Raw genomic sequence first — 21,634 nt, 5'->3', positions numbered from 1 at the left:
CGGTGATAAACTTCAGCATCTTTGACTGCCCTGCGCATGGATCATTTTGCGCATAATAACTGAGGACAGGCCAGAATGCCGATAACCATGCTTGATGGAATTCTGCTCGGGATAACGCTGGTTTCAGCCATTCTGGCGATGGTGCGCGGTTTTTCCCGCGAGGTGCTGTCGCTGGTGTCATGGGCTGCCGCTGCCGCTGCAGCTTATCTATTCTACCAACCAGTTCTGCCTTTCGTACAACCGTATATCAACAACGAAACCATCGCGAAGATTGCAGCCGCTGGCGCGGTTTTCCTCGTAGTGTTGATCGTCGTTTCATTGATTACGATGAAGATCGCTGACTTCATCATCGATAGCCGTATCGGTGCACTCGACCGCACGCTTGGCTTTCTGTTTGGTGGCGTGCGCGGGGTGCTTCTCGTTGTCGTCGCCATGCTGTTCTTCAACTGGCTCGTCCCGACTAACCAGCCAGCTTGGGTAACGAATGCGAAATCAAAGCCGATGCTCGATTCGTTCGGCCAACAATTGATCGACCTTCTGCCGGCAAATCCCGACCAGATGATTGACAAATTCAAGCCTCAACAGACTGCTCCCGCATCTGGCGAGCAGGAAGAGGCGCCGGTTCCGGACGATACGCCTGCACAGCAATAAGCCGTTCCGAGATATGGAGAAGCCGCCAGCCCCGCTGGCGGCTTTTTCAATTCCGGAAATAAACATGGTCAATGCAAAACAGCCATATCGACGTTCAGACATTGTCATTTTGCATCCGCGATCATATTTCAGGCGGGAATTTGCGAGATTATTCGTGAGCATCATGCGATACTGATGTTCATGAGATCATATCGACGCATCGATGAACTCTTCGCTTTTAACAAAAAGCCATCTTGTGATAGAGAGGCGCCTGAAGTCTTTACGCATGTCGTAATCGGAAACCCGGTTTTCCCTTTCCGGGACATGCTTTAGTTGCCTCTGCAATCGAAAGGCCTTGCGGCAATGACCAGCCATTCTTCTGAAAATGCCTCCTTCATGCTGGATGAAGATACCCTGCATGAAGAGTGCGGCGTATTTGGCATTCTTGGCCACGAGGACGCTGCCGCGCTGACGGCGTTGGGCCTGCATGCCCTCCAGCATCGCGGGCAGGAAGCCGCCGGCATTGTTTCCTATCACAACCGCCGTTTTCATTCCGAACGCCACATGGGCCTCGTCGGCGATCATTTCACCGATGCGGCGACGCTGAACCGCCTGCCGGGCGACCGCGCCATCGGCCATGTGCGCTATTCCACCACCGGCGAGACGATCCTGCGCAACGTGCAGCCATTGTTCGCGGAACTGGAAGTCGGCGGCATCGCCATTGCCCACAACGGCAACTTCACCAACGGCATTACGCTGCGCAAGCAGTTGATCGCTTCGGGCGCGATCTTCCAGGCGACCTCCGACACCGAAGTCGTGCTGCATATGATTGCCCGCTCGCGCCACTCATCCTCCTCCGACCGTTTTGTCGATGCCATCCGGCAGGTCGAAGGCGGTTATGCCATGCTGGCGCTGACCCGCACAAAACTGATCGCCGCGCGCGATCCCATCGGCATCCGTCCGCTCGTCATGGGCGAGCTTGATGGCAAGCCTATCTTCTGCTCGGAAACCTGCGCCCTCGATATCATCGGTGCGAAATATATTCGCGATGTCGAAAACGGCGAAGTCATCATCTGCGAGATTCAGAAGGACGGCTCCATAACCACGGAATCCATCAAGCCTGAGAACCCGCAGCCGGAACGGCTCTGCCTGTTTGAGTACGTCTATTTCGCCCGCCCCGACTCCGTCGTCGGCGGTCGCAGCGTCTATGTCGCGCGCAAGAACATGGGCATGGAGCTTGCCAAGGAAGCCGGTATCGAAGCCGACGTGATCGTGCCGGTACCCGATGGCGGCACGCCTGCCGCTCTTGGTTTCGCGCAGGCCAGCGGCATTCCGTTCGAATATGGAATCATCCGCAACCATTATGTGGGTCGCACCTTCATCGAGCCGACGCAGCAAATTCGCGCGCTTGGCGTCAAGCTGAAGCACTCGGCCAATCGCGCCATGATCGAAGGCAAGCGCGTCGTGCTGGTGGATGATTCCATTGTGCGCGGCACCACTTCCGTCAAGATCGTGCAGATGATCCGCGATGCAGGCGCCAAAGAAGTGCATATCCGCGTGGCAAGTCCAATGATTTACCATCCGGATTTCTACGGTATCGACACCCCCCATGCCGATAAGCTGCTGGCAAACCAGCACAAGGACCTCGAATCCATGTGTCGCTATATCGGCGCGGATTCCCTTGCGTTCCTTTCCATCGACGGGTTGTACAAGGCTGTCGGGGGAAAACCACGTGATCCGAAGGCACCTGCCTTTACCGATCACTACTTCACGGGTGAATATCCGACCCGTCTCCTCGATCAGGAAGGCGAGAGCAACGTCCATACGCTGTCTCTCCTCGCCAGCAACGGCTGATCGCAAATCCTTCCACTCAGGCGGCCCAAAAGGCCGCCTGTTTCTTGTGTTTGAATGACATATGGGGACTAGATGAGTATCGACCTTACGGGCCGCATCGCACTGGTGACAGGCGCATCGCGCGGTATTGGCTATTTTCTTTCGCTCGAACTGGCAAAACGCGGCGCGCATGTCATCGCGGTCGCACGCACGGTCGGCGGACTGGAAGAGCTGGACGACGATATCCGTAAACTCGGAGGCAGCGCCACGCTGGTGCCTCTCGACATTACCGACATGGAAGCCATCGATCGCCTCGGCGGCTCCATTCATGAGCGCTGGAGCAAGCTCGACGTCATGGTTGCCAATGCGGGCGTGTTGGGCACGATTTCCCCGATCGGGCACGTCGAAGCCAAGACCTTCGAGAAGGTCATGAACGTCAATGTCACCAGCGTCTGGCGCCTCATCCGTTCCACCGATCCGCTTCTGCGTGCTTCGGATGCGGGACGGGCCATTCTGCTTTCATCCGGCGTGGCGCACACCTGCCGGGCCTTCTGGGGGCCTTACGCTGCCTCGAAAGCTGCCGTCGAAGTCATGGCGCGCAGTTGGGCCGAAGAAACGAAGCAGATGAAGCTCAAGGTTAACTCCGTCAATCCGGGAGCGACCCGCACGGCAATGCGTGCGCAGGCCATGCCGGGCGAAGATCCGGAAACATTGCCGACCCCGCAGTCGGTGGCAGAGAAGATCGTCAAGCTCGCCGATCCTGCCCTGGATGTCACCGGCAAGCTTTTCGATGTGCGCCAGGATCGCTTCCTGGACTACCATCTGCCGAGCTGATTTCTTTTTCCGGCCTTGCTTCCCTGCAAGGCCGGTTCTATTTAGTTTATTGACGTACCGCGTCACGATCCGATTGAATCTGATCGGTGAACCTCTTTGACGTCCACCTTGCCCGAAAACCGTCTCACACTTTTCGGGACACGCGGTAGCCACCTGACGGCTCCTTTTTCAGCGGCCAATTCTCCCACTTTCAGACCCTTCGTCACGCGCGGACCGTCTTCGCGCGCATTCACTTTGCTATTGGAGGACTTATGATTAAAGATCACCAGCGTTTCATCATCATCAGCGGCGGACCGGGATCAGGCAAAAGCACGCTGATCGATGCACTCGAAAAGGGCGGTTTTTCCCGCACCGTTGAAGCGGGACGTGCCATTATCCAGGATCAGGTCGCAATCGGCGGCAGCGCCCTCCCGTGGAGTGATCGCGCACTCTTTGCAGAGTTGATGCTTTGTTGGGAGATGCGCTCTCACGCCATGGCAGAACAACAGGCTGGTACCGTTTTCTTCGACCGCGGCGTTCCCGATGTGATCGGCTATCTGATGCTGTGCGACCTGCCCGTCCCACAGCATATGGAAGAGGCCGCCCACCGGATCAGATATAACAGTACCGTGTTCCTGGCGCCGCCATGGGCTGAAATCTTCGGGCAGGATGCGGAACGCCAACAGGATTTCGATGAAGCCGTGCGCACGTTCGATGCGATGGACAAAACCTACAGGCGGCTCGGATATGAGATCGCGCTCCTCCCGAAATCACCGGTCGAGGAGCGCGTTCGTTTCATCAGACGGGCGTTGCCATCAGTTTTCCTCTGACGACGCGTCCTCTTCGGCGCTGGCCGCTTCCGCAGCCTTTCTGTCAGCAGCTTCACGCCTGTTCCACGCTGCCAGACTGAACGGAAGGAAAGCGAGATAGGCGAGCGCCGTGATGCTCAATGTCTGCCAGGTGAAGCTCATCAGGAACGCGACGTAAACAACCACGAACAGGATCAGCGGCATGACGATATCGCGTCGGACAAGGCTGCCGGCCGATTTGCCGTTATAAACCGGCAGGCGGCTTACCAGCAGAAACGCAATGGCCACGGTATAGACCGCCACACCGAAAGCGAGCGCCCGCGTCGGGGTCAGGCCGAGAAAACCGAGATAAACCGGCAGCAGGACGAGCATTGCGCCTGCAGGTGCGGGCACGCCTATGAAATAATTGCTTTGCCAGGCCGGGCGGTTCGGGTCTTCCAGCATGACATTGAAACGTGCCAGCCGCAGGCAGCAGGCAATGGCGTAGAGAAGCGCCGCGATCCAGCCGAAGGAACGCGCCTGATCAAGCATGAAGGCATAGAGCACCAGAGCAGGCGCTACGCCGAAATTGACGATGTCGGCGAGCGAATCCATCTGGGCGCCGAACTTGGACGATCCCTTCATCATGCGGGCCACACGCCCGTCGATGCCGTCAAGAAAGGCTGCTACGAGCACCATCACGACGGCAAGCTCGAAACGGTTTTCAAAGGCCAGACGAATACCGGTCAGACCGGCACAGATGGCGAGGACCGTGATGACATTGGGAACGACGATACGCAGGGGTATCTGCGACAGCTTCGGGCCGCGCGATGAATCCACGCGGCCGTTGGGCTCAAAAGGCGGAAAAGGCGCTTCCATCGGCTTAAGCGATCCGCACCACTGGCTCACCGCGTCCGCTGCCATAATCGGCCAGCACGGTTTCACCGGCGACTGCCGTCTGGCCAACCGCGACACGAACGGTCGCATCTGCCGGCAGATAGACATCGACCCGCGATCCGAAGCGGATCAGGCCGAACCGTTCGCCAACGGACAGATCGTCATCCTCGTTCGACCAGCAAACAATGCGCCGGGCAACGAGGCCAGCGATCTGGACAACACCGATCTTGCCATGCGGGCTTTCGATCAGCACGCTATTGCGTTCGTTATCCGTGCTAGCCTTGTCCAGTTCCGCATTGAGGAATTTGCCCGGACGATGCACGACCTTCTCGATCTTGCCGCGCACGGGGGAACGGTTGATATGTACCGAGAACACATTCATGAAAACCGACACGCGCATACGCGGCTCGGCGCCAAGGTCCAGCTCGGCTGGCGGCACTGCCGGGCCGACAAAGGAAACCTTGCCATCGGCGGGACTGATGACCAGATCATCGTCCATTGGCGTTACACGCTCGGGATCACGATAGAAATAGATGCACCAGACGGTCAGCACCATGCCGATCCAGAACAGCGGGTCCCAGAGCCAGCCCAGAATGAGCGAAACCACGAAAAAGCCCGCGATAAACGGATAGCCTTCCCGATGGATCGGCACGAAAGTATTGCGGATAGTGTCAGTAAGGCTCATCGCTCTTCCTTTGAGTTTGGCCGTTATTTACCTCATCCTATCCGGAATCAAAATCCATTTCGCAAATTATTCACGGCTGTTAGGGCACGTGATCGCACCCTAATATACCAAGCCGCCCCGCGAACCGACTATTCCGCCGCTGGGACGCCGCGCGTAACGACGCCCAGTTCGTCGCTTTGCCGCACCTGGCGCAGACGTTCTTCCGCCTCATCGGCCTCGCGCTGGCGAGCCCACATGGAAGCATAAAGCCCCTTGTGCTTGAGCAGCATGCGATGCGTTCCTCTTTCGGCGATAAGGCCATCCTTCAGGACGATGATTTCATCTGCGCCGATAACGGTCGACAGGCGATGCGCGATGACAAGCGTGGTGCGCCCCCGGCTGACAATGTCGAGCGCGGACTGGATTTCCTGTTCGGTTGCCGTATCGAGTGCCGAAGTCGCCTCATCGAGGATGAGGATGGGCGGAGCCTTCAGGATCGTGCGGGCAATGGCGACACGCTGTTTCTCGCCGCCCGAAAGCTTGAGGCCGCGTTCACCGACCATCGACTCATAGCCCTCCGGCAAATGCTTGATGAAGCTGGAAATCTGCGCGAGCTCTGCCGCCTTTTCCACCTCTTCATTCGTTGCATCGGGGCGGCCATAGCGGATGTTATAGGCTATCGTATCGTTGAACAGCACGGTATCCTGCGGCACCATGCCGATGGCCTTGCGCAGGCTTTCCTGCGCGACATCACGGACATCCTGCCCGTCGATGGAAACCGTTCCGGACTGCACATCGTAGAAGCGGAACAGAAGCCGCGAGATCGTGGATTTACCCGCACCCGACGGCCCGACAATCGCGACCGTCTTTCCTGCCGGAACTTCAAAACTGATCCCCTTGAGGATCGGGCGGTTCGCATCATAGGCGAAATGCACGTCTTCAAAGCGGATCGCGCCCTTGTCGATCTTCAATGCCGGCGCACCGGGTTTGTCGACGACTTCCTGCTTCACATCGAGAAGGTCGAACATCTGCTCGATATCGGTCAGGCCCTGACGGATTTCACGATAGATAAAGCCGATGAAGTTGAGCGGAATGGACAGTTGCATCAGCATGGCATTGATGAAAACGAAGTCGCCAATGGACTGCGTTCCGGCGCGGACTTCCAGCGCGGACATGACCATGACAATTGCCATGCCGACACCGAAGATCACGGCCTGGCCGAAGTTCAGCCAGCCGAGCGATGTCCAGGTCTGGGTAGCCGCCTTCTCATAACGCGCCATCGAAGCATCGAAGCGCTTGGCTTCCATGTGCTCGTTGCCGAAATATTTGACCGTTTCGAAATTGAGAAGCGAGTCGATTGCCTTGGTGTTGGCCTCCGTATCGGAATCGTTCATTTCCCGGCGGATGCTGATGCGCCAGTCGCTCGCCTTGATCGTAAACCAGGTATAGAGCCAGACCGTTGCGGCAACGACGAGCAGATAGGAAATGCCGTAGGCGAAGGCGAAAATAACCGCCGTCAGCGCAAATTCCAGAATGGTAGGCAGCGTGTTGAGGATGGTAAAGCGGACAATCGTTTCAATCCCCTTGGTGCCGCGCTCGATGACGCGCGAAAGCCCGCCCGTGCGTCTTTCCAGATGGAAACGCAGAGACAGCTGGTGCATGTGCACGAAGGTCTTATAGGCCAGCTGGCGCACCGCATATTGGCCGACGCTCGCAAACAAGGCGTCGCGAAGCTGGTTGAGGCCGGCCTGTATAATCTTGGCGCCGTTATAAGCCAGCACCAGCATCACCGCACCGACCAGAAACAGCGGAATATAATCCGGCGGGTTCAACTGGCCGGTCAAGGCATTCGTCACCCACTTGAAGAAATAGGGAACGAGGATGAGCACGATCTTGGAAATCACCAGATAGAACGTGGCCCAGACGACGCGCATGCGCAGATCCGGCCTGTCGGACGGCCACATATAGGGCCAGAGATTTCGCAATGTCTTGAACGTCTCGCCGGAATCGGCGGAAACCGTTTTGGGGGAACTCATGGTGCGTTCTTTCAAGTCGGTGGGCTCAAGCGATTTCGTACGAGATGAACTCCGTCATCGCTTTATCTGTTTGTTTGACACATCTTTTCCGAAAACCGGCTCCCGCTTCTCGGGATAGGTTCTAACCGCAGCATGCGCCTTTGAACGAAGCAAAATGCGTACGGACAGCGTTCATTTGCTGCCAGTTGACGCTGTAACGCGACGACTGGCGCTCAGGCCGATAATCGATAAGACCAGCCTGCACGAGAACCTTGAGGTGCTGGGAGACCGTCGATTGAGCAAGGTCGAGCTTGCCGACAATATCCTTGCAGCAGCAGGCATCCTCCATCATCAACTGCCGGATAATGCGAATACGGACAGGATGTCCGAGCGCCGCGCAAATGCGCGCCGCGGCTTCATCGTCAATCCCGATCTGCGCGAGATCGGAAACAGCCTCAGCTGAATTCTTGTCGAGAATTATCTTCATCGTATATCGACGATATACGATTATGCTCCAGAGTTCAAGTTTTCGAGGCGTTCTTTCTCCAAAAGCACGGCAATATGAAAACACACTATCGTGACCATCGGCCCCGCCGAAACCGCTCTGAAAGCCATGGTCAGTTGGCGTGATCTTCCAACTGGCGCTTCACCTCATCCTCACCCAAAGGTTCCTTCGGCATATTGAAGACCTGCCCAGGCCAGATCAGGTCCGGATTGCGGATCTGGTCGCGATTGGCGAGATAGATAGTGGTGTATCGCGTACCTTTACCATAGGTGCGCTTGGATATCGTCCAGAGATTATCTCCGCGCCGGATAATGACGGAGCCTTCCACTTTCTGCAGGGGAGCCGCAGCTTCACCATGCACTTCCGAAGGCGTGGTCGTCTGGCCTTCCGTATCGGAAGCAACTGCGGAGATATTCTCGCCAGCTTCGCGGCGGAACGGTACTCGTGCCGTCGCCAGAACGCGGTTGGCGTTGTCGAGCAGGTCGGCGCGAATGATATAGTCACCCACACTGAGCGGCTGTTTGCTCTGCACAAGGAAACGGCCATCCGGCGAAATGAGGCTTGCGCCAAGCAATGTATCGTTGGCGTGGACGATGACGCGATTGCCGCCATTGGCCTTGCCTGCCACGAAAACCGACTGACCTTCGATCTCCACCGCCTCGATTGCAATCGGCAAAGCCTGCGCGGGCTTGGCTGCCGGCTTGTCGGCCTTGGCGGCAGCTTCGGGAGCGGCTTCCGTATCCTGCGGCTTCGGCGCCGTTTCCGGCTTCGTAATCAGACGGCTCGCCTGCCCCGGCTCCTCGACCAGCGCCAGCACCTGCCCCGACCTGGTTTCAGACACCGATACGATGGCAGTCTGCGCGGAGGTGGCAACATTGTTATCTGCGCCGGTGGAACGCAGGACCAACTGATGGTCTCCCGCCTTCAAGGGTTCATCCAGAACGATGGCGAAATCGCCATTGGGTCCAACCTTGGCCTTACCCACAACAGTCGCGCCTGCCACGACTTCGACATCGGCATTGGGAAGCGCCTTGCCTGCGATCACCACCGAACCATCTGGCTCGACCCGCAGGAGATCGAAAATCGGCGTGTTGTTCTGCTGTTGTGGCGAAGCAGCGCCTACCTGCGCAGCAGGTTCTTGGGTCGGCGCGGCCTGAGGCTTCGCATCGCCTGTCGCGGCTTCGCTCGCGGGCTTCGTCGCTGCGGATCCCTGCGCTTCTGGTGCTTTTGTCTCGGACGGCGCCGCCTGGGGCTGGGCTGGTGCATTGTTCGACGCTGGCGCGGCGACATCGGACTGGGGTGCCTCAACGCGAGAGCGTGTCGCATTCCAATAAAGGCCGAGCCCGACGACGATCGCGACGAACCCGATACCCAGCAATCCTAAACTGTTCTTTTGCATTTCGTTTCGAAACCCACGCCAGAGACTATAATGACGGGTTTATAGCTTTTGGCTTCCCCCCACAAGAAATCTGCACCGAAACAGCAAAAGGTACGAGGCTTTTTATTAGCAGGGTTATTGTTCTACACAGTTTGTCGGCTTCGACTGGTCCGGATCGTCCATAAGGTTATAAAGATCGGCCGTTTCGCCCTTGGTCCACCAGATGTAAACGCCGCCGGCATATTTGGCACCAGAGCCGGAGATGACGTTGGAGGCGATGACGGTTTCGTCTTCCAGCTCCAGTTCCGCAAGCGAAATATCACCGGCATTGTAGTAGGTTACCGAGACATTTTTCTCGCCGCATTTATAGAGAACGGAGTTGGTCGTCACTTCGGTGTCGTCCGGCAGCTTGATATTGACTTCGCCCGCCGACGCGGATGACGCTGCAAAGGTGAGCCCGAGAAACACAACCCAGTTCTTCATATCCAATCCACTTCCCGATCTGAAACACATACCGATTGAGATATAACAATCTCCACAAATGTCCAACCGCGCCCCCGCCCGCCGCCAATCATCTCCGCAAAATGAAACCGCAGGCGCTTGACGCTGAAAGACCAAAAGAGCACAAGAAATGATGTCTGAGATTCGATCCATCTGTGTTTATTGCGGCTCGTCTACGGGCCTGAATCCCATCTATCGCGAAGCGGGCGTTACGCTTGGCCGGTCCATTGCCGAACACGGCCTGCGCCTTGTTTATGGCGGCGGCACGCGCGGCATCATGGGCGCGGTTGCGCAAGGCGTGATGGAAGCTGGCGGCGAAGTTACCGGCATCATCCCGACCTTCCTGCTCGACAAGGAAGCAAGCCTTGAAAAGGCCGAACAGCTGACCGAACTTATCGTCGTCGGCGACATGCACGAGCGCAAGCATCTCATGTTCCAGAAATCGGATGCGTTCGTCACGCTGCCCGGTGGCATCGGCACGGTTGAGGAAATCGTGGAAATGATGACCTGGGCGCAGCTTGGCAAGCATCGCAAGCCGATGGTTTTCGCAAACATCAACAATTTCTGGCAGCCGATGCTCTCACTGCTGGAGCATATGACGGCGGAAGGCTTTCTGCACACCGCGCATCAGGTGAAGCCGCTGGTCATTGACAAGGCGGAAGACATCGTTCCCGCCATCATCGCCGCCAATGGCAAGGCATATGAAGGCGACCAAAAGATCATCGAAAAGATGTGATCGTGGCGGCTTTCGCCAGAACATATGAGCATGCGGCAGGGGCGGAGCGATCCGCCCTTAATCTTATCCGGGAGAGGTTGATGAAGACCATCGGTCTGATAGGCGGAATGAGCTGGGAAAGCTCGCAAGAATATTATCGGATCATCAATCAGGAAATCCGCGCACGGCTTGGCGGAACGCACTCCGCCAAGAGCCTGATGTGGTCCATGGATTTCGGTGAAATCGAGCGCCTCCAGCATGAAGGCCGATGGGATGAGCTGACCACGCTCATGATCGAGGCCGCGCAGAACCTTGAACGGGGCGGCGCTGACTTCATCCTGATCTGCACCAACACCATGCACAAGATGGCTGACGACATCGAAAACGCCACATCGATCCCCCTTGTGCATATCGCCGACCCAACGGCGGAAAAGATCAAGGCTGCAGGCCTCTCAAAAGTCGGGCTCCTCGGCACCGCCTTCACGATGGAAGAGGATTTCTATAAGGGCCGTCTTGCGGCCAAACATGGGCTTGAGGTGCTGACGCCCCACGATGCCGACCGCAAGACCGTGCACGACATCATCTATCAGGAGCTGGTGGTTGGCGAAGTGCGCGATGCGTCACGCGAAAAATACCGCGCTGTCATCAATCGTCTGGTTGGGCGCGGGGCGGAAGCCATCATTCTCGGCTGCACCGAAATCATGCTGCTCATTGGCCAGCCGGACAGCCCTGTGCCGGTATTCGATACGACACGATTGCATGCCGAGGCGGCGGTTGATGCCGCCCTTTCCTCAAAATCCTGAGAAAACCCTGGAGATTTTACCCGGCAGAAAAACCATTCTTTCCGGAACTTCAATGCCATTCGCTTGCTTCCCGTCGAGCGCCGTGCAAATATTCAACCATATGGTTGACTATCTTTCGCAATGCAGTATATTCAACCTTACGGGTGAATAATGAACGATGATGCTTTGTCGCATATTCTCAAGGCCGTGGGGGACGTTACCCGACGGCACATCTTGACGCTTCTCGTCCAGGAGGGCGCGTCAAGGGTGACTGCGCTCGCCGCTCATTTCGACATGTCGCTCAACTCGGTCTCCAAACACATCAAGGTGCTGGAGGAGGCAGGGCTGGTCACCCGCAAGACTTTAGGACGCGAGCATTTCATTGCCGCCGAGCTGGAGCCCGTGCGGGAAGTGGAGGCATGGTTTGCGGAACTGAAGTCGGTCTGGGAACTGCGCCTGACGGCGCTGGAAGATGTACTCGTTTCTAAGGAACATGAAAATGAGTGAGCTCGAACTGACAATCAATCGCAGGATTGCGGCCCCACGGGAGAAGGTATTCAACGCATGGCTGTCGCCTGAAACGCTGGCGAAATTCATGCGCGCATCAAGTGACAGCACCGGACCTTCCGATGTCAGCACGGATGCGGTGAAAGGCGGACGCTTTTCCATCGTCATGCACATGGTCGATCGCGACGTGCCCCATTCGGGCACTTATCTGGAAATCGACCCACATTCACGCCTGGCGTTCACGTGGAATTCGCCCCACTCGCTGGACGACAGCGTGGTGACGATAGACCTCAAGGAGGTAGATCCAAATACCACCGACATTACGCTGAAACAGGTCAAGTTCCGCAGCCCTGAAGCGCGCGACGGCCATATCAAAGGCTGGACCACCATTCTGACGAATTTCGACGGACTGGCCAACTGATCCTGCCGACAGAAATGAAAATGCCGGGTGATCGCGCCCGGCATTTATCGATTTACTTCTTCACCAGCGTCGCCACCGCCTCGACATGGGGTGACCAGAGAAACTGGTCAATCGGCGTGACCCGCGTGACCCGATAGCCGCCCTTCACCAGAATGGCGAGGTCGCGGGCGAGCGTCACCGGATTGCACGAAACCGCGACAACCTTTTCCACCTTGGATTTTGCCAGCTCAAGCGCCTGTTCTTCCGCACCTGAACGCGGCGGATCGAAAACCACGGCGTTATAGGGCAGCAATTCCTTCGGCATCAAAGGGCGGCGGAACAGATCGCGGCGCTCTATCGAGACGGGCTTCAAGCCCTGCACATGGCGCACGCCGCGATCAAGGGCCGCGAGCGCCAACGCGTCGTTCTCGACCGCATGAACCGCGTTCTTTTCTGCAATCCGCAGCGCAAATGTGCCGACGCCGCAGAACAGGTCAGCGACACGCTTGGACTTGCCGACATGGTCCAGCACGAGTTGCACCATCGCCTCTTCGGCATCCTCCGTTGCCTGCAGGAAGCAACCGGGCGGCACCGGAACCGGCACCTTGCCGAAATGAATGAGCGGCTTTTTCGGCTCGACGATGATTTCACCCTCGTGCGAAAGACGCGCAAAGCCCTTTTTCATGACAAGCGCGGTCAAGGCGCGGCGCTGGCTGTCATCCAGCACACCGCAGCCACTCGCCGCGAGATCAAGGCCGGACGCCGTCAGCGTTGCCGCCAGCTTGAACGGCTTGGAACCGGGTGCAATCAACGCTCCCACTTCCCGCAGATCATCAAGCCGTGCAATGATTTCGGGAACAGTTACAGCGCATTCGACTATATCGATGATTTCATGGCTCAAGTGGCGGTTGAAGCCGAGCAGCACACCCTTTTCCGTCTTGCGTACCGCAAAAACAGCGCGGCGGCGTGTGCGCGGCTGACAAGCCACAAGAGGCGCAACTTCCGTGTCGATCCCCCTGCCCTTCAGCGCAGAGACAACCAGTTCGCGCTTCCACAGGCGATAGGGCTCATCCTGCCAATGCTGCAAGGCGCAGCCGCCGCAATCCTCGAAATGCCGGCAGGCAGGCGCCTGACGCTCAGGCGATGTTTCAAGAAGCGCCATAACCGTCGCACGGTTCTTGTCGCGCGCGACATTGGCCACTTCGCCCGGCAGCGTGAAAGGCACGTAAATCTGACCGTCGGGAAGGTTGGCAACGCCATCGCCGCCCGCACCAACCGAGCGGATTGTAATTTGCCCAGTACTTGGCGTCGTCATTGGTCTTTCTTTCCTGCCAGGAGATATTCACGATTGCCGTCGCCGCCTTCAATGGGCGACGGGCAAAGGCCGAGCGCGCGCCACCCGGCTTGCGTCTCCAGCCACAATCTCAGTTCTTCTGCAATGCGTCCACCATCTTTCGGGTCGCGCAGAATGCCGCCCTTGCCGATGGCCTCGCGGCCCGCTTCAAATTGCGGCTTTACGAGAAGCGCGCAAATAGCACCTTTTTGCGCAAAGGCCAATGCTGGAGGCAGTGCGAGTTTCAGCGAGATGAAGCTCACATCCGAAACCACGAAGTCAATTTCGCGTCCATCCAGGTCGGAAAATTCCAGCGCACGGGCGTTCAGCCCTTCCTTGTTGGTGACGCGAGGATCAGCGCGCAAGGTCGCGTGCAGCTGGTCGTGGCCCACATCGATGGCGAGAACGTGGTTCGCGCCACGCTCCAGCAACACTTGTGTGAAGCCGCCTGTCGAAGCACCAATGTCGAGTGCTGTGCGCCCTTTCACATCAAGGCCGAAATGGTCGAGCGCTGCAATAAGCTTCAGGGCAGCGCGGGAGACATAAGCGCTTGCCGGATCGTCAACGGCGATGTTTGCGTTACGCAAAACCGTCTGCCCCGGCTTGGTGACTGGCTTGCCGTCCACCTTGACCGTGCCGCGCTGAATTGCATCACGCGCCCGCGAACGCGTTGCAAACAACCCGAGTTCGACCAGCAGCTGATCGAGCCGCAGGTTGTTGTCGCTTGCTTCTCCGCTCATCGGTCAGGCGCGAAATGGCGCTGCGATGGCCTCGCGGCCAAGGGCTGCGAAAACCGCCTGCACGATCCCCGCCCGGTCGAGACCGGCCTCGGCATACATGGCGTCCGGCTTGCCGTGGTCCTGATAGCTGTCCGGCAAGGTCAGAGCCCGCACCTTGAGGCCACGATCAAGAAGGCCATCCGTGGCGAGGAATTGCAGCACATGCGAGGCAAAGCCCCCGACAGCGCCCTCTTCCACCATCACCAACACTTCATGCTCTCGCGCCAGGCGGCGGATCAGGTCGTGATCGAGCGGCTTGGCGAAGCGCGCATCGGCAACCGTGGTCGAGAGACCGGCGGCGCCCAGCTCATCGGCCGCCGCAATGCATTCCTGCAAGCGCGTTCCGAAGGACAGCAGCGCGACCTTCGTGCCTTCACGCACGATGCGGCCCTTGCCGATTTCAAGCAGTTGCCCGCGTTCCGGCAGATCGACACCAACACCATCGCCACGCGGATAGCGGAAAGAGATCGGACCTTCGTTATATTCGGCAGCGGTGCGCACCATATGGCGCAGTTCGGCCTCATCCGATGCGGCCATCACCACGAAACCGGGCAGAGCGGCAAGGAAGCCCGTATCGAAGGAACCAGCATGGGTCGGCCCATCTGCCCCGACCAGTCCGGCGCGGTCGATGGGGAAGCGCACCGGCAGGTTTTGAATCGAAACGTCGTGCACCACCTGATCATAGCCGCGTTGCAGAAACGTCGAGTAAATGGCGCAGAACGGCTTGAAACCTTCGCTGGCAAGACCGGCAGCGAAAGTCACCGCATGTTGTTCGGCAATACCGACATCGAAGGTGCGTTGCGGAAACACCTCGCCAAAAAGATCAAGCCCGGTGCCCGATGGCATGGCGGCGGTGATCGCCACGATCTTGTCGTCGTGGCGGGCTTCTTCGATCAGGCTGGTGCCGAAAATCTTGGTATAGCTCGGCGCATTTGCAGGTGGTTTCGATTGCTGGCCGGTTATGACGTCGAACTTGTTTACGCCGTGATATTTGTCGGCGGCGGCTTCGGCTGGCGGATAACCCTTGCCTTTCTGCGTGACCACGTGGATCAGCACCGGGCCTTCCTGCGTATCGCGCACATTTTTCAGGATCGGCAGCAGATGATCCAGATTATGTCCGTCGATGGGCCCGACATAATAGAAGCCCAGTTCTTCGAACAGCGTGCCGCCAGTAAAGAAGGCGCGCGCATATTCTTCGGACTTGCGGGCCTTGTCCTGCAAAAACTTCGGCAGCTTTTTGGCAACCTGCTTGGCGGCCTCACGGACGCTGCGATAGGTCTTGCCAGAGACAAGACGCGCCAGATAGGCGCTCATGGCGCCGGTCGGCGGCGCAATCGACATGTCGTTATCGTTGAGGATGACAATAAGGCGCGCGTCGAGCGCACCGGCATTGTTCATCGCCTCATAGGCCATGCCAGCCGACATGGAACCGTCGCCAATGACCGCAATCACATTACGCTTTTCGCCCGAAAGATCGGACGCGACCGCCATGCCAAGACCAGCCGAAATCGACGTTGATGAATGCGCCGCGCCAAAGGGATCATATTCGCTTTCGCTGCGCTTGGTGAAACCCGAAAGACCGCCGGTCTGACGCAATGTGCGGATGCGGTCGCGACGCCCGGTCAGTATCTTGTGCGGATAGGCCTGGTGGCCAACGTCCCAGATGATACGGTCATGCGGCGTGTCGAAGACATGGTGCAACGCCACTGTCAGCTCCACCACACCCAGCCCCGCTCCCAGATGCCCGCCGGTGGTCGATACCACGTCGATCAGCTCCGCGCGCAATTCCTGCGCGAGTTGAGGCAGATCGGATTCCGGCAATGCGCGCAGGGCTTCCGGGATCGGTGCCTTGTCAAGCAACGGGGTCAGTGGTCGGGACATTAAAACAACCTGTTTCTGGTTCGGTTTTGTTGTCGGTATAGCAGCAACGCGGCAGGATCAAGCAGGCGGGACATCGTGTCCCAAGGCTCCACTCAATTCACTTCATTCAGGCAAAGGTATGAAATCCTGCTCATCACCGGGTACGATATCGAAATGCCCGCTGCGCCATTCTTCCTTGGCCTGCTCTATCCTCTCTCGCGAAGACGATACGAAATTCCACCATACATAGCGCTTCGAACCGAGTGTTGCACCGCCAAATAGCATGATATGCGCACCTTCCGGTCCGGCCTGCACGACAATATCGTCGCCGGGGCGGAATGCCAGCAGGCGGTCGGGCGGAAACACTTCGCCGCCAATCCCGACATTGCCCTGAAGCGTATAGACTGCGCGTTCTTCGGCGACAGGCGGAATCGGGAAACGCCCGTTGGGTTCTATCCGAATATCCGCATAAAGCGTATCGGCGTGCTGGATTACCGGCGACTTCAGCCCCAGCATGGACCCCATGATCAGCCGCCCGGAGAAATCGCTGTCCTCCATAACCGGCAGATCGGGAGCGTTGGTGTGAAAAAACTCCGGGCTGATTTCTTCCAGCGCATCGGGCAGCGCAAGCCAGGTCTGGATGCCGGAAATCGACAACGGTCCGTTGCGTTCCTCTTCCGGCGAACGCTCGGAGTGCACAATGCCGCGACCGGCGGTCATCAGGTTCACGTCGCCGGGGCGAATGACCATTTCGGTGCCAAGGCTGTCCCTGTGGCGGATATGACCGTCGAACAGATAGGTCACCGTGGAAAGGCCAATATGCGGATGCGGGCGCACATCGAGTGCATCGCCATCGCGCAGAACAGCAGGCCCCATGCGGTCGAAGAAAATGAACGGCCCTACCAGACGGCGCCGCACTGTCGGCAATGCGCGCCGCACTTCCAGCCCGCCAATATCGCTTGTACGCGGGATGACCAGCGTTTCGATGCTGTCTACCGAAGTCTTGTCACCAAGGACCGGGTCAGGACACGGAAAGAAACTCATGAAACGCAACTCCAGCCATTAATTGTAGAGCTTATATAAGAGCTGATTTCAGTTTATCGAAAGCGCATTCAAAACAAAACCGCACCGACAAGCGGTGCGGTTCAGTTTCAATGCAAATTCCGTCAGCGTCCCTGCAGCAGCTTGGACAGCGCGCTGGCGTCGGGAACCTGCCCGTTCGTCGTCAGCTTGTCCACCAATCCCGGTAGAACCTGCGACAACTGGTTCAGAAGCTCCTGCTGGTCGATACCGGCATGCTCCGCGATTTCACTTAGCGTTTTCTGGCCGATTGCATCGCCAAGCTGCCCTGGCTCGATTGGATGGTTGGAACCCTGGCCGACCCAGGAATCCACCTTGTCGCCAAGGCCAGCCTGTTTCAGTTGATCGAGAAGACCGCCAAGTCCGCCACCCAGAGGCCCCGGCGCCGTGGGAGCCGCGGAAGCATTTCCTGCGGCCGCGCCGCCGAGCAGGCCACCAAGCCCGCCAAGGATACCACCGAGCAAGCCGCCGCCTGCCTGCGACTGATCCGGCACAGGTTGCGCTGGAGCATCCGCCGTATCGTCGCTATGGCCCTTCAGCATCTTGCCGATCAGCAGCGCGCCGAGCGCAATCAGAACCGGCTTCGCGAGGCTTCCGCCGGGGATAGGCGAATTGCCCGAGTTGTCGTCATAACTTCCCATCACACGATACTCCCTGTTATCCGATGCCAATTGTGCATTCGGTAAGATAAAGGTAAATGGGTTTCCCATTTTGACAAGCATTATACCTTGCAAATTTTGCAGCAGTGTGAAAATTTCCTAAGTGCGTGATGCAAAAGTGTACTTACGCATCGGGAGATATTAGATGTCTGTTATAAGCTGGATAATACTAGGCTTGATTGCCGGCTTCATCGGCAGCAAGATCGTCAATAAAAGCGGCCAGGGCCTGTTTCTGGATATTGCTCTCGGCATTGTCGGCGCCATCGTCGGCGGTGTGATCTCGTCTCAGCTTTTTGGACGTGGCGTCACCGGCGCATTCGATCCGATCAGCCTCGTCATTGCGATAATCGGCTCGATAATCGTGTTGTGGGTGTACCACGCAATTACCGGCAAGCGTTCCATCGGTTGATGTGATAGTTACAGATTTCAGGCTCCGGCTCGCCCGGGGCCTTTTTATCGTGTTTCGGTCTGACCTGATCAGATCGGCGTTTGCCGAAAGACCTGCAAATCAATGAGCTTTCTGGAACCTTACATTGCCGCATACGGCGCGCTTGCTCTTTTCATAATCGTATATTTTGAATCCTTTGGCGCCCCTCTGCCCGGCGAGAGCGCGCTCATAGCAAGCTCATTGCTTGCCCTGCATGGAACTCTCAACATCGAAACCGTGCTGATTGCGGTATTTGTCGGCGCCGTGCTTGGCGACTGCACGGGATACCTGATCGGCCGCTTTGGCGGCCGACGACTGATCCTCAGATACGGACACCTCCTCAAACTCACGCCGGAACGGCTGGATCAGTTCGAGAAACTTTTCGAAAGCAAGGGAATCTATGTGGTGGCGACCGCGCGTTTCGTCGTGCTTCTGCGGCAGCTCAACGGCATCGTTGCAGGTTCCATGAAAATGGACCCGCTGCATTTTCTGGCGGCGAATATTATTGGTGCTGCTGGATGGACGCTGGCCTGGGGCCTTGGCCCCTATCTGCTGAGCGGCGTTCTGGCGCCTTATGTCGCCCAGCTCAAGAACCTGTTCTGACCGGAATTATCCGGTCAGTTCAATTCAGGCCGATCTATTCCGGGTCAAGCGGCTCGGTGCCGACCGGCTGGCCATCACGGCCAATGCGGATTTTCTCCACCTTGTCCTCGGCGGATTTCAGAAGCGTGTCGCAATGTTTCTTCAGGGCTTCGCCGCGTTCATAGATGCGAATAGATTCCTCCAGCGGCACATCGCCCCGCTCCAGATCGTCGACGATCTTCTCGAGCTGCTTCAGCGCATCCTCGAAGCTCATTACCGCAATGTCGGCGTTGGACGGTTCGGTTACCATGATTCATCCTTTCAACAGCCGCGTAATATGCGTAGACGCGGACTGCGACAAGCCCTCAAGATCATATCCACCCTCAAGCACACTCACTAGCCGGTGATCGCAGAACCTTTCTGCCCGCTCCATGAGTTTGCCTGTCGCCCAATCAAAATCCGCTTCGTCAAGATTGAGCTCGGCCAGCGGATCACGAAAATGGGCATCGAAGCCCGCCGAAATAAGGATCAAATCTGGCCGGAAATTGTCCAGGGCAGGTAATACACGACTATTAAATGCCTCGCGAAATTCGCGGCTTCCGGTATCGGGAGACAGTGGCGCATTGAAGATATTGCCAACGCCGGTTTCATCCTTCGCACCCGTGCCGGGATACAAGGGAAACTGATGCGTCGAACAGAACAGGACGCTTGGATCGTCCTTGAAAATATCCTGCGTCCCGTTGCCGTGATGCACATCCCAGTCAACGATGGCGATGCGCTCGGCACCGTGGCGGCGCTGCGCATGGCGGGCCGCAATCGCAATATTGTTGAAAAGGCAAAAACCCATAGCCGTGGAGCGCTCGGCATGATGCCCGGGCGGGCGGGCTGCAACGAAGACATTATTTGCAGCGCCGGAAAATACGTCATCGACCGCCGCCGTTGCCGCCCCGATAGCCGTCAGCGCGGCATCCAGGCTTTTGGGGCTGACATAGGTATCGCCGTCGAGCTTGACCACAGGAGAGACAGCTTCCTCGTCCGAAGCGGGCTCCGGTATTCCGGCGCGAATGGCTTCCAGATGTTCTTCCGGATGCGTAAGCAGCACAGACGCCTCGTCGCCGCGCGGCGCTTCCATCCGATCGAGCCGGTAGAAATCCGGCCCTTCCAGCTCACTCATCAGCGCCCGAATTCGATCCGGGCGCTCGGGATGGCCGGGCGGGGTCAGGTGTTCGAGATAGATAGGATGCCAGTAAAGCCGTGTCGTCATAGATTCACTATAGCATCTCACAGGCACATGACCATGACGGCCATGCGCCTGATCTGTCTTAAAAAGTCAGATGATTTCGGTGCGGGCGATGTGAATGCCGAAACCTTCAAGGCCGACATAATGGCGCTCGCGCGATGCCAGAAGTACAATCGACGTGATGCCGAGGTCTTTCAATATCTGTGCACCGAGTCCGATCTGCCGCCACTCTTCCTCGCGGGCAACCGCTTCGGCATGGCTTTCATGGTCGCTGGGAATCGCATCGCGGGCGCGGGTGTCATGGTGATCGGAACGCACCCCGACAGAGCCTTCGCGCAGATAAACCAGCACGCCGCGGCCTTCCTTCCCCATCTTTTCCATGATGGCCTCGAGATTGCTGCCGCCCTTGCCGAACACATCGTTCAGCACGTCTTCGCGGTGAAGACGAACCGGCACTTCCTCGCCGTCACGAATATCGCCGAACACCACTGCCACATGCTGCATCGGTTCCCACGGCAATTCGTAAGTGTAGGCGTGGGCTGCACCCGCGCAAGTCTTGACCGGCGCATCGCCAACGCGCTTGACCAGCGTTTCCTTGCGCTGGCGATAGGCGATGAGATCGGCCACCGTGACCCGATGCAGCGCATGTTTTTCGGCAAAGGCCTTCACATCCGGGCCGCGCATGACGGAACCGTCATCGTTGACCAGTTCGCAGATCACGCCGATGGGTGGGAGATTTGCAAGCTTGCAGAGGTCGACGGCGGCTTCCGTATGACCGGACCGCATCAGGACGCCGCCCTCGCGGGCAACCAGCGGGAAAATATGGCCGGGACGCACGAAATCAGAAGCGCCGGCATTGGGATTGGCCAGATTGCGCACGGTCAGCGTGCGGTCTTCCGCCGAAATGCCGGTCGTGGTGCCATGGCGATAGTCGACCGTCACGGTGAACGCTGTCGTGTGGGCGGATTCGTTTTCAGCCACCATGGGCGCGAGGTTCAGGCGCTTGGCTTCCTCGCGGGTCATCGGCGTGCAGACGATGCCGGATGTGTGGCGGACGATGAAGGCCATCTTTTCGGGCGTACAATGCACGGCGGCGACAATCAGGTCGCCTTCATTCTCGCGCCCGTCATCATCCATGACCACCACGATCTCGCCGCGTTCGAAAGCGCGAAGCGCATCCACAACCTGCTTCTGATTATAGCTCATTTCGACCTCTATATGTCAGACAACCAACGGGCCCAATCGT

The 21,634-nt window shown here is 57.9% G+C and carries 24 protein-coding genes; 10 read left to right on the top strand and 14 right to left on the bottom strand.

Annotation, left to right across the window (positions count from 1 at the left end; translation table 11 throughout):
- The first annotated feature begins 75 nt into the window (after positions 1 to 75).
- From ABWW28_RS08065 to ABWW28_RS08050, 4 genes are all read left to right on the top strand, one after another.
- Positions 76 to 651 carry a CvpA family protein gene (locus ABWW28_RS08065; protein ID WP_021586125.1) on the top strand — a complete coding sequence of 192 codons (576 nt, stop codon included), beginning with the start codon at positions 76 to 78 and terminating at the stop codon, positions 649 to 651.
- Positions 652 to 993: 342 nt separating this feature from the next.
- On the top strand, positions 994 to 2,484 hold the full coding sequence (purF, locus tag ABWW28_RS08060) for an amidophosphoribosyltransferase (RefSeq protein WP_025091916.1): 1,491 nt from the start codon (positions 994 to 996) through the stop codon (positions 2,482 to 2,484).
- A gap of 72 nt (positions 2,485 to 2,556) precedes the next feature.
- Positions 2,557 to 3,297 (top strand): SDR family NAD(P)-dependent oxidoreductase, encoded by a 741-nt coding sequence (locus ABWW28_RS08055; RefSeq protein ID WP_021586126.1) that lies wholly within the window; start codon positions 2,557 to 2,559, stop codon positions 3,295 to 3,297.
- Between the two features lie 251 nt (positions 3,298 to 3,548).
- On the top strand, positions 3,549 to 4,106 hold the full coding sequence (locus tag ABWW28_RS08050; RefSeq protein WP_112700997.1) for an AAA family ATPase: 558 nt from the start codon (positions 3,549 to 3,551) through the stop codon (positions 4,104 to 4,106).
- Here ABWW28_RS08050 and pssA read toward each other — a convergent pair.
- The 6 genes from pssA to ABWW28_RS08020 all read right to left on the bottom strand — a co-directional run bounded on the left by pssA (position 4,092) and on the right by ABWW28_RS08020 (position 10,006).
- A complete protein-coding gene (gene pssA, locus ABWW28_RS08045; RefSeq protein WP_100648183.1) occupies positions 4,092 to 4,943 on the bottom strand; it encodes a CDP-diacylglycerol--serine O-phosphatidyltransferase in 852 nt (283 codons plus the stop codon). The genes ABWW28_RS08050 and pssA overlap by 15 nt on opposite strands.
- Before the next feature lie 4 nt (positions 4,944 to 4,947).
- Positions 4,948 to 5,646 carry a phosphatidylserine decarboxylase gene (locus ABWW28_RS08040; RefSeq protein WP_006466209.1) on the bottom strand — a complete coding sequence of 233 codons (699 nt, stop codon included), beginning with the start codon at positions 5,644 to 5,646 and terminating at the stop codon, positions 4,948 to 4,950.
- A 128-nt stretch (positions 5,647 to 5,774) separates the two neighbouring features.
- A complete protein-coding gene (locus ABWW28_RS08035) occupies positions 5,775 to 7,661 on the bottom strand; it encodes an ABCB family ABC transporter ATP-binding protein/permease (RefSeq protein WP_021586130.1) in 1,887 nt (628 codons plus the stop codon).
- 121 nt (positions 7,662 to 7,782) lie between these two features.
- Positions 7,783 to 8,127, bottom strand: coding sequence for an ArsR/SmtB family transcription factor (locus ABWW28_RS08030; protein WP_006470669.1), 345 nt, complete (start codon positions 8,125 to 8,127; stop codon positions 7,783 to 7,785).
- A gap of 130 nt (positions 8,128 to 8,257) precedes the next feature.
- The gene (locus tag ABWW28_RS08025) at positions 8,258 to 9,544 is read right to left on the bottom strand and encodes an Ig-like domain-containing protein (protein WP_353390707.1); all 1,287 of its coding nucleotides are present in this window, start codon (positions 9,542 to 9,544) and stop codon (positions 8,258 to 8,260) included.
- 114 nt (positions 9,545 to 9,658) lie between these two features.
- Positions 9,659 to 10,006 (bottom strand): MliC family protein, encoded by a 348-nt coding sequence (locus ABWW28_RS08020; protein ID WP_021586132.1) that lies wholly within the window; start codon positions 10,004 to 10,006, stop codon positions 9,659 to 9,661.
- Between the two features lie 151 nt (positions 10,007 to 10,157).
- Here ABWW28_RS08020 and ABWW28_RS08015 point away from each other — a divergent pair, with 151 nt between their 5' ends.
- From ABWW28_RS08015 to ABWW28_RS08000, 4 genes are all read left to right on the top strand, one after another.
- Complete coding sequence (locus tag ABWW28_RS08015; RefSeq protein ID WP_031346454.1) at positions 10,158 to 10,760, top strand: LOG family protein; 603 nt, start codon at positions 10,158 to 10,160, stop codon at positions 10,758 to 10,760.
- A gap of 80 nt (positions 10,761 to 10,840) precedes the next feature.
- Entirely contained in the window at positions 10,841 to 11,542 is a 702-nt protein-coding gene (locus tag ABWW28_RS08010) for an aspartate/glutamate racemase family protein (protein WP_353390705.1), read from the top strand.
- A 150-nt stretch (positions 11,543 to 11,692) separates the two neighbouring features.
- Complete coding sequence (locus tag ABWW28_RS08005) at positions 11,693 to 12,028, top strand: ArsR/SmtB family transcription factor (protein ID WP_021586135.1); 336 nt, start codon at positions 11,693 to 11,695, stop codon at positions 12,026 to 12,028.
- On the top strand, positions 12,021 to 12,449 hold the full coding sequence (locus ABWW28_RS08000) for an SRPBCC family protein (RefSeq protein WP_021586136.1): 429 nt from the start codon (positions 12,021 to 12,023) through the stop codon (positions 12,447 to 12,449). Before ABWW28_RS08005 ends, ABWW28_RS08000 begins: the two co-directional genes overlap by 8 nt.
- Before the next feature lie 52 nt (positions 12,450 to 12,501).
- Here ABWW28_RS08000 and ABWW28_RS07995 read toward each other — a convergent pair whose 3' ends face one another.
- From ABWW28_RS07995 to ABWW28_RS07975, 5 genes are all read right to left on the bottom strand, one after another.
- Positions 12,502 to 13,743 (bottom strand): class I SAM-dependent RNA methyltransferase, encoded by a 1,242-nt coding sequence (locus ABWW28_RS07995; RefSeq protein ID WP_353390703.1) that lies wholly within the window; start codon positions 13,741 to 13,743, stop codon positions 12,502 to 12,504.
- Positions 13,740 to 14,501, bottom strand: coding sequence for a TlyA family RNA methyltransferase (locus ABWW28_RS07990; RefSeq protein WP_021586138.1), 762 nt, complete (start codon positions 14,499 to 14,501; stop codon positions 13,740 to 13,742). Before ABWW28_RS07990 ends, ABWW28_RS07995 begins: the two co-directional genes overlap by 4 nt.
- A 3-nt stretch (positions 14,502 to 14,504) precedes the next feature.
- A complete protein-coding gene (dxs, locus tag ABWW28_RS07985) occupies positions 14,505 to 16,421 on the bottom strand; it encodes a 1-deoxy-D-xylulose-5-phosphate synthase (RefSeq protein ID WP_031346457.1) in 1,917 nt (638 codons plus the stop codon).
- Between the two features lie 102 nt (positions 16,422 to 16,523).
- A complete protein-coding gene (locus tag ABWW28_RS07980; protein WP_021586140.1) occupies positions 16,524 to 17,444 on the bottom strand; it encodes a pirin family protein in 921 nt (306 codons plus the stop codon).
- A gap of 122 nt (positions 17,445 to 17,566) precedes the next feature.
- Complete coding sequence (locus tag ABWW28_RS07975; RefSeq protein ID WP_021586141.1) at positions 17,567 to 18,121, bottom strand: YidB family protein; 555 nt, start codon at positions 18,119 to 18,121, stop codon at positions 17,567 to 17,569.
- A 163-nt stretch (positions 18,122 to 18,284) separates the two neighbouring features.
- On the opposite strand from ABWW28_RS07975, the gene ABWW28_RS07970 reads away from it, so the two are divergent.
- The gene (locus ABWW28_RS07970; RefSeq protein ID WP_006466196.1) at positions 18,285 to 18,548 is read left to right on the top strand and encodes a GlsB/YeaQ/YmgE family stress response membrane protein; all 264 of its coding nucleotides are present in this window, start codon (positions 18,285 to 18,287) and stop codon (positions 18,546 to 18,548) included.
- 102 nt (positions 18,549 to 18,650) lie between these two features.
- Complete coding sequence (locus ABWW28_RS07965) at positions 18,651 to 19,169, top strand: DedA family protein (protein WP_021586143.1); 519 nt, start codon at positions 18,651 to 18,653, stop codon at positions 19,167 to 19,169.
- 34 nt (positions 19,170 to 19,203) lie between these two features.
- Here the strand turns inward: ABWW28_RS07965 and ABWW28_RS07960 are convergent, their stop codons facing one another.
- The 3 genes from ABWW28_RS07960 to ribB form a co-directional block, all read right to left on the bottom strand.
- The gene (locus ABWW28_RS07960; RefSeq protein WP_002963588.1) at positions 19,204 to 19,458 is read right to left on the bottom strand and encodes an exodeoxyribonuclease VII small subunit; all 255 of its coding nucleotides are present in this window, start codon (positions 19,456 to 19,458) and stop codon (positions 19,204 to 19,206) included.
- Between the two features lie 3 nt (positions 19,459 to 19,461).
- Positions 19,462 to 20,412 carry a histone deacetylase family protein gene (locus tag ABWW28_RS07955; protein ID WP_021586144.1) on the bottom strand — a complete coding sequence of 317 codons (951 nt, stop codon included), beginning with the start codon at positions 20,410 to 20,412 and terminating at the stop codon, positions 19,462 to 19,464.
- Positions 20,413 to 20,478: 66 nt separating this feature from the next.
- A complete protein-coding gene (gene ribB / locus ABWW28_RS07950) occupies positions 20,479 to 21,594 on the bottom strand; it encodes a 3,4-dihydroxy-2-butanone-4-phosphate synthase (protein ID WP_021586145.1) in 1,116 nt (371 codons plus the stop codon).
- Positions 21,595 to 21,634 lie beyond the last annotated feature (40 nt).

Source organism: Brucella sp. NBRC 14130 (assembly GCF_040371715.1).
In the GTDB taxonomy this organism is placed as follows: Bacteria; Pseudomonadota; Alphaproteobacteria; order Rhizobiales; family Rhizobiaceae; genus Brucella; species Brucella intermedia.
This window is presented reverse-complemented; position numbering and strand designations above follow the sequence as displayed.

What these genes read in the sequence shown, in the direction of transcription:
- ABWW28_RS08000 (WP_021586136.1), top strand. Translation starts at nt 12,021, where the DNA reads ATGAGTGAGCTCGAACTGACAATCAATCGCAGGATTGCGGCCCCACGG.
- ABWW28_RS08005 (WP_021586135.1), top strand. Translation starts at nt 11,693, where the DNA reads ATGAACGATGATGCTTTGTCGCATATTCTCAAGGCCGTGGGGGACGTT.
- ABWW28_RS08010 (WP_353390705.1), top strand. Translation starts at nt 10,841, where the DNA reads ATGAAGACCATCGGTCTGATAGGCGGAATGAGCTGGGAAAGCTCGCAA.
- ABWW28_RS08040 (WP_006466209.1), bottom strand. Translation starts at nt 5,646, where the DNA reads ATGAGCCTTACTGACACTATCCGCAATACTTTCGTGCCGATCCATCGG.
- dxs (WP_031346457.1), bottom strand. Translation starts at nt 16,421, where the DNA reads ATGTCCCGACCACTGACCCCGTTGCTTGACAAGGCACCGATCCCGGAA.
- ABWW28_RS08030 (WP_006470669.1), bottom strand. Translation starts at nt 8,127, where the DNA reads ATGAAGATAATTCTCGACAAGAATTCAGCTGAGGCTGTTTCCGATCTC.
- pssA (WP_100648183.1), bottom strand. Translation starts at nt 4,943, where the DNA reads ATGGAAGCGCCTTTTCCGCCTTTTGAGCCCAACGGCCGCGTGGATTCA.
- ribB (WP_021586145.1), bottom strand. Translation starts at nt 21,594, where the DNA reads ATGAGCTATAATCAGAAGCAGGTTGTGGATGCGCTTCGCGCTTTCGAA.
- ABWW28_RS08065 (WP_021586125.1), top strand. Translation starts at nt 76, where the DNA reads ATGCCGATAACCATGCTTGATGGAATTCTGCTCGGGATAACGCTGGTT.
- ABWW28_RS08020 (WP_021586132.1), bottom strand. Translation starts at nt 10,006, where the DNA reads ATGAAGAACTGGGTTGTGTTTCTCGGGCTCACCTTTGCAGCGTCATCC.
- ABWW28_RS07955 (WP_021586144.1), bottom strand. Translation starts at nt 20,412, where the DNA reads ATGACGACACGGCTTTACTGGCATCCTATCTATCTCGAACACCTGACC.
- ABWW28_RS07960 (WP_002963588.1), bottom strand. Translation starts at nt 19,458, where the DNA reads ATGGTAACCGAACCGTCCAACGCCGACATTGCGGTAATGAGCTTCGAG.
- ABWW28_RS07965 (WP_021586143.1), top strand. Translation starts at nt 18,651, where the DNA reads ATGAGCTTTCTGGAACCTTACATTGCCGCATACGGCGCGCTTGCTCTT.
- ABWW28_RS08050 (WP_112700997.1), top strand. Translation starts at nt 3,549, where the DNA reads ATGATTAAAGATCACCAGCGTTTCATCATCATCAGCGGCGGACCGGGA.
- ABWW28_RS08025 (WP_353390707.1), bottom strand. Translation starts at nt 9,544, where the DNA reads ATGCAAAAGAACAGTTTAGGATTGCTGGGTATCGGGTTCGTCGCGATC.
- ABWW28_RS08015 (WP_031346454.1), top strand. Translation starts at nt 10,158, where the DNA reads ATGTCTGAGATTCGATCCATCTGTGTTTATTGCGGCTCGTCTACGGGC.
- purF (WP_025091916.1), top strand. Translation starts at nt 994, where the DNA reads ATGACCAGCCATTCTTCTGAAAATGCCTCCTTCATGCTGGATGAAGAT.
- ABWW28_RS07990 (WP_021586138.1), bottom strand. Translation starts at nt 14,501, where the DNA reads ATGAGCGGAGAAGCAAGCGACAACAACCTGCGGCTCGATCAGCTGCTG.
- ABWW28_RS07975 (WP_021586141.1), bottom strand. Translation starts at nt 18,121, where the DNA reads ATGGGAAGTTATGACGACAACTCGGGCAATTCGCCTATCCCCGGCGGA.
- ABWW28_RS07980 (WP_021586140.1), bottom strand. Translation starts at nt 17,444, where the DNA reads ATGAGTTTCTTTCCGTGTCCTGACCCGGTCCTTGGTGACAAGACTTCG.
- ABWW28_RS07970 (WP_006466196.1), top strand. Translation starts at nt 18,285, where the DNA reads ATGTCTGTTATAAGCTGGATAATACTAGGCTTGATTGCCGGCTTCATC.
- ABWW28_RS07995 (WP_353390703.1), bottom strand. Translation starts at nt 13,743, where the DNA reads ATGACGACGCCAAGTACTGGGCAAATTACAATCCGCTCGGTTGGTGCG.
- ABWW28_RS08035 (WP_021586130.1), bottom strand. Translation starts at nt 7,661, where the DNA reads ATGAGTTCCCCCAAAACGGTTTCCGCCGATTCCGGCGAGACGTTCAAG.
- ABWW28_RS08055 (WP_021586126.1), top strand. Translation starts at nt 2,557, where the DNA reads ATGAGTATCGACCTTACGGGCCGCATCGCACTGGTGACAGGCGCATCG.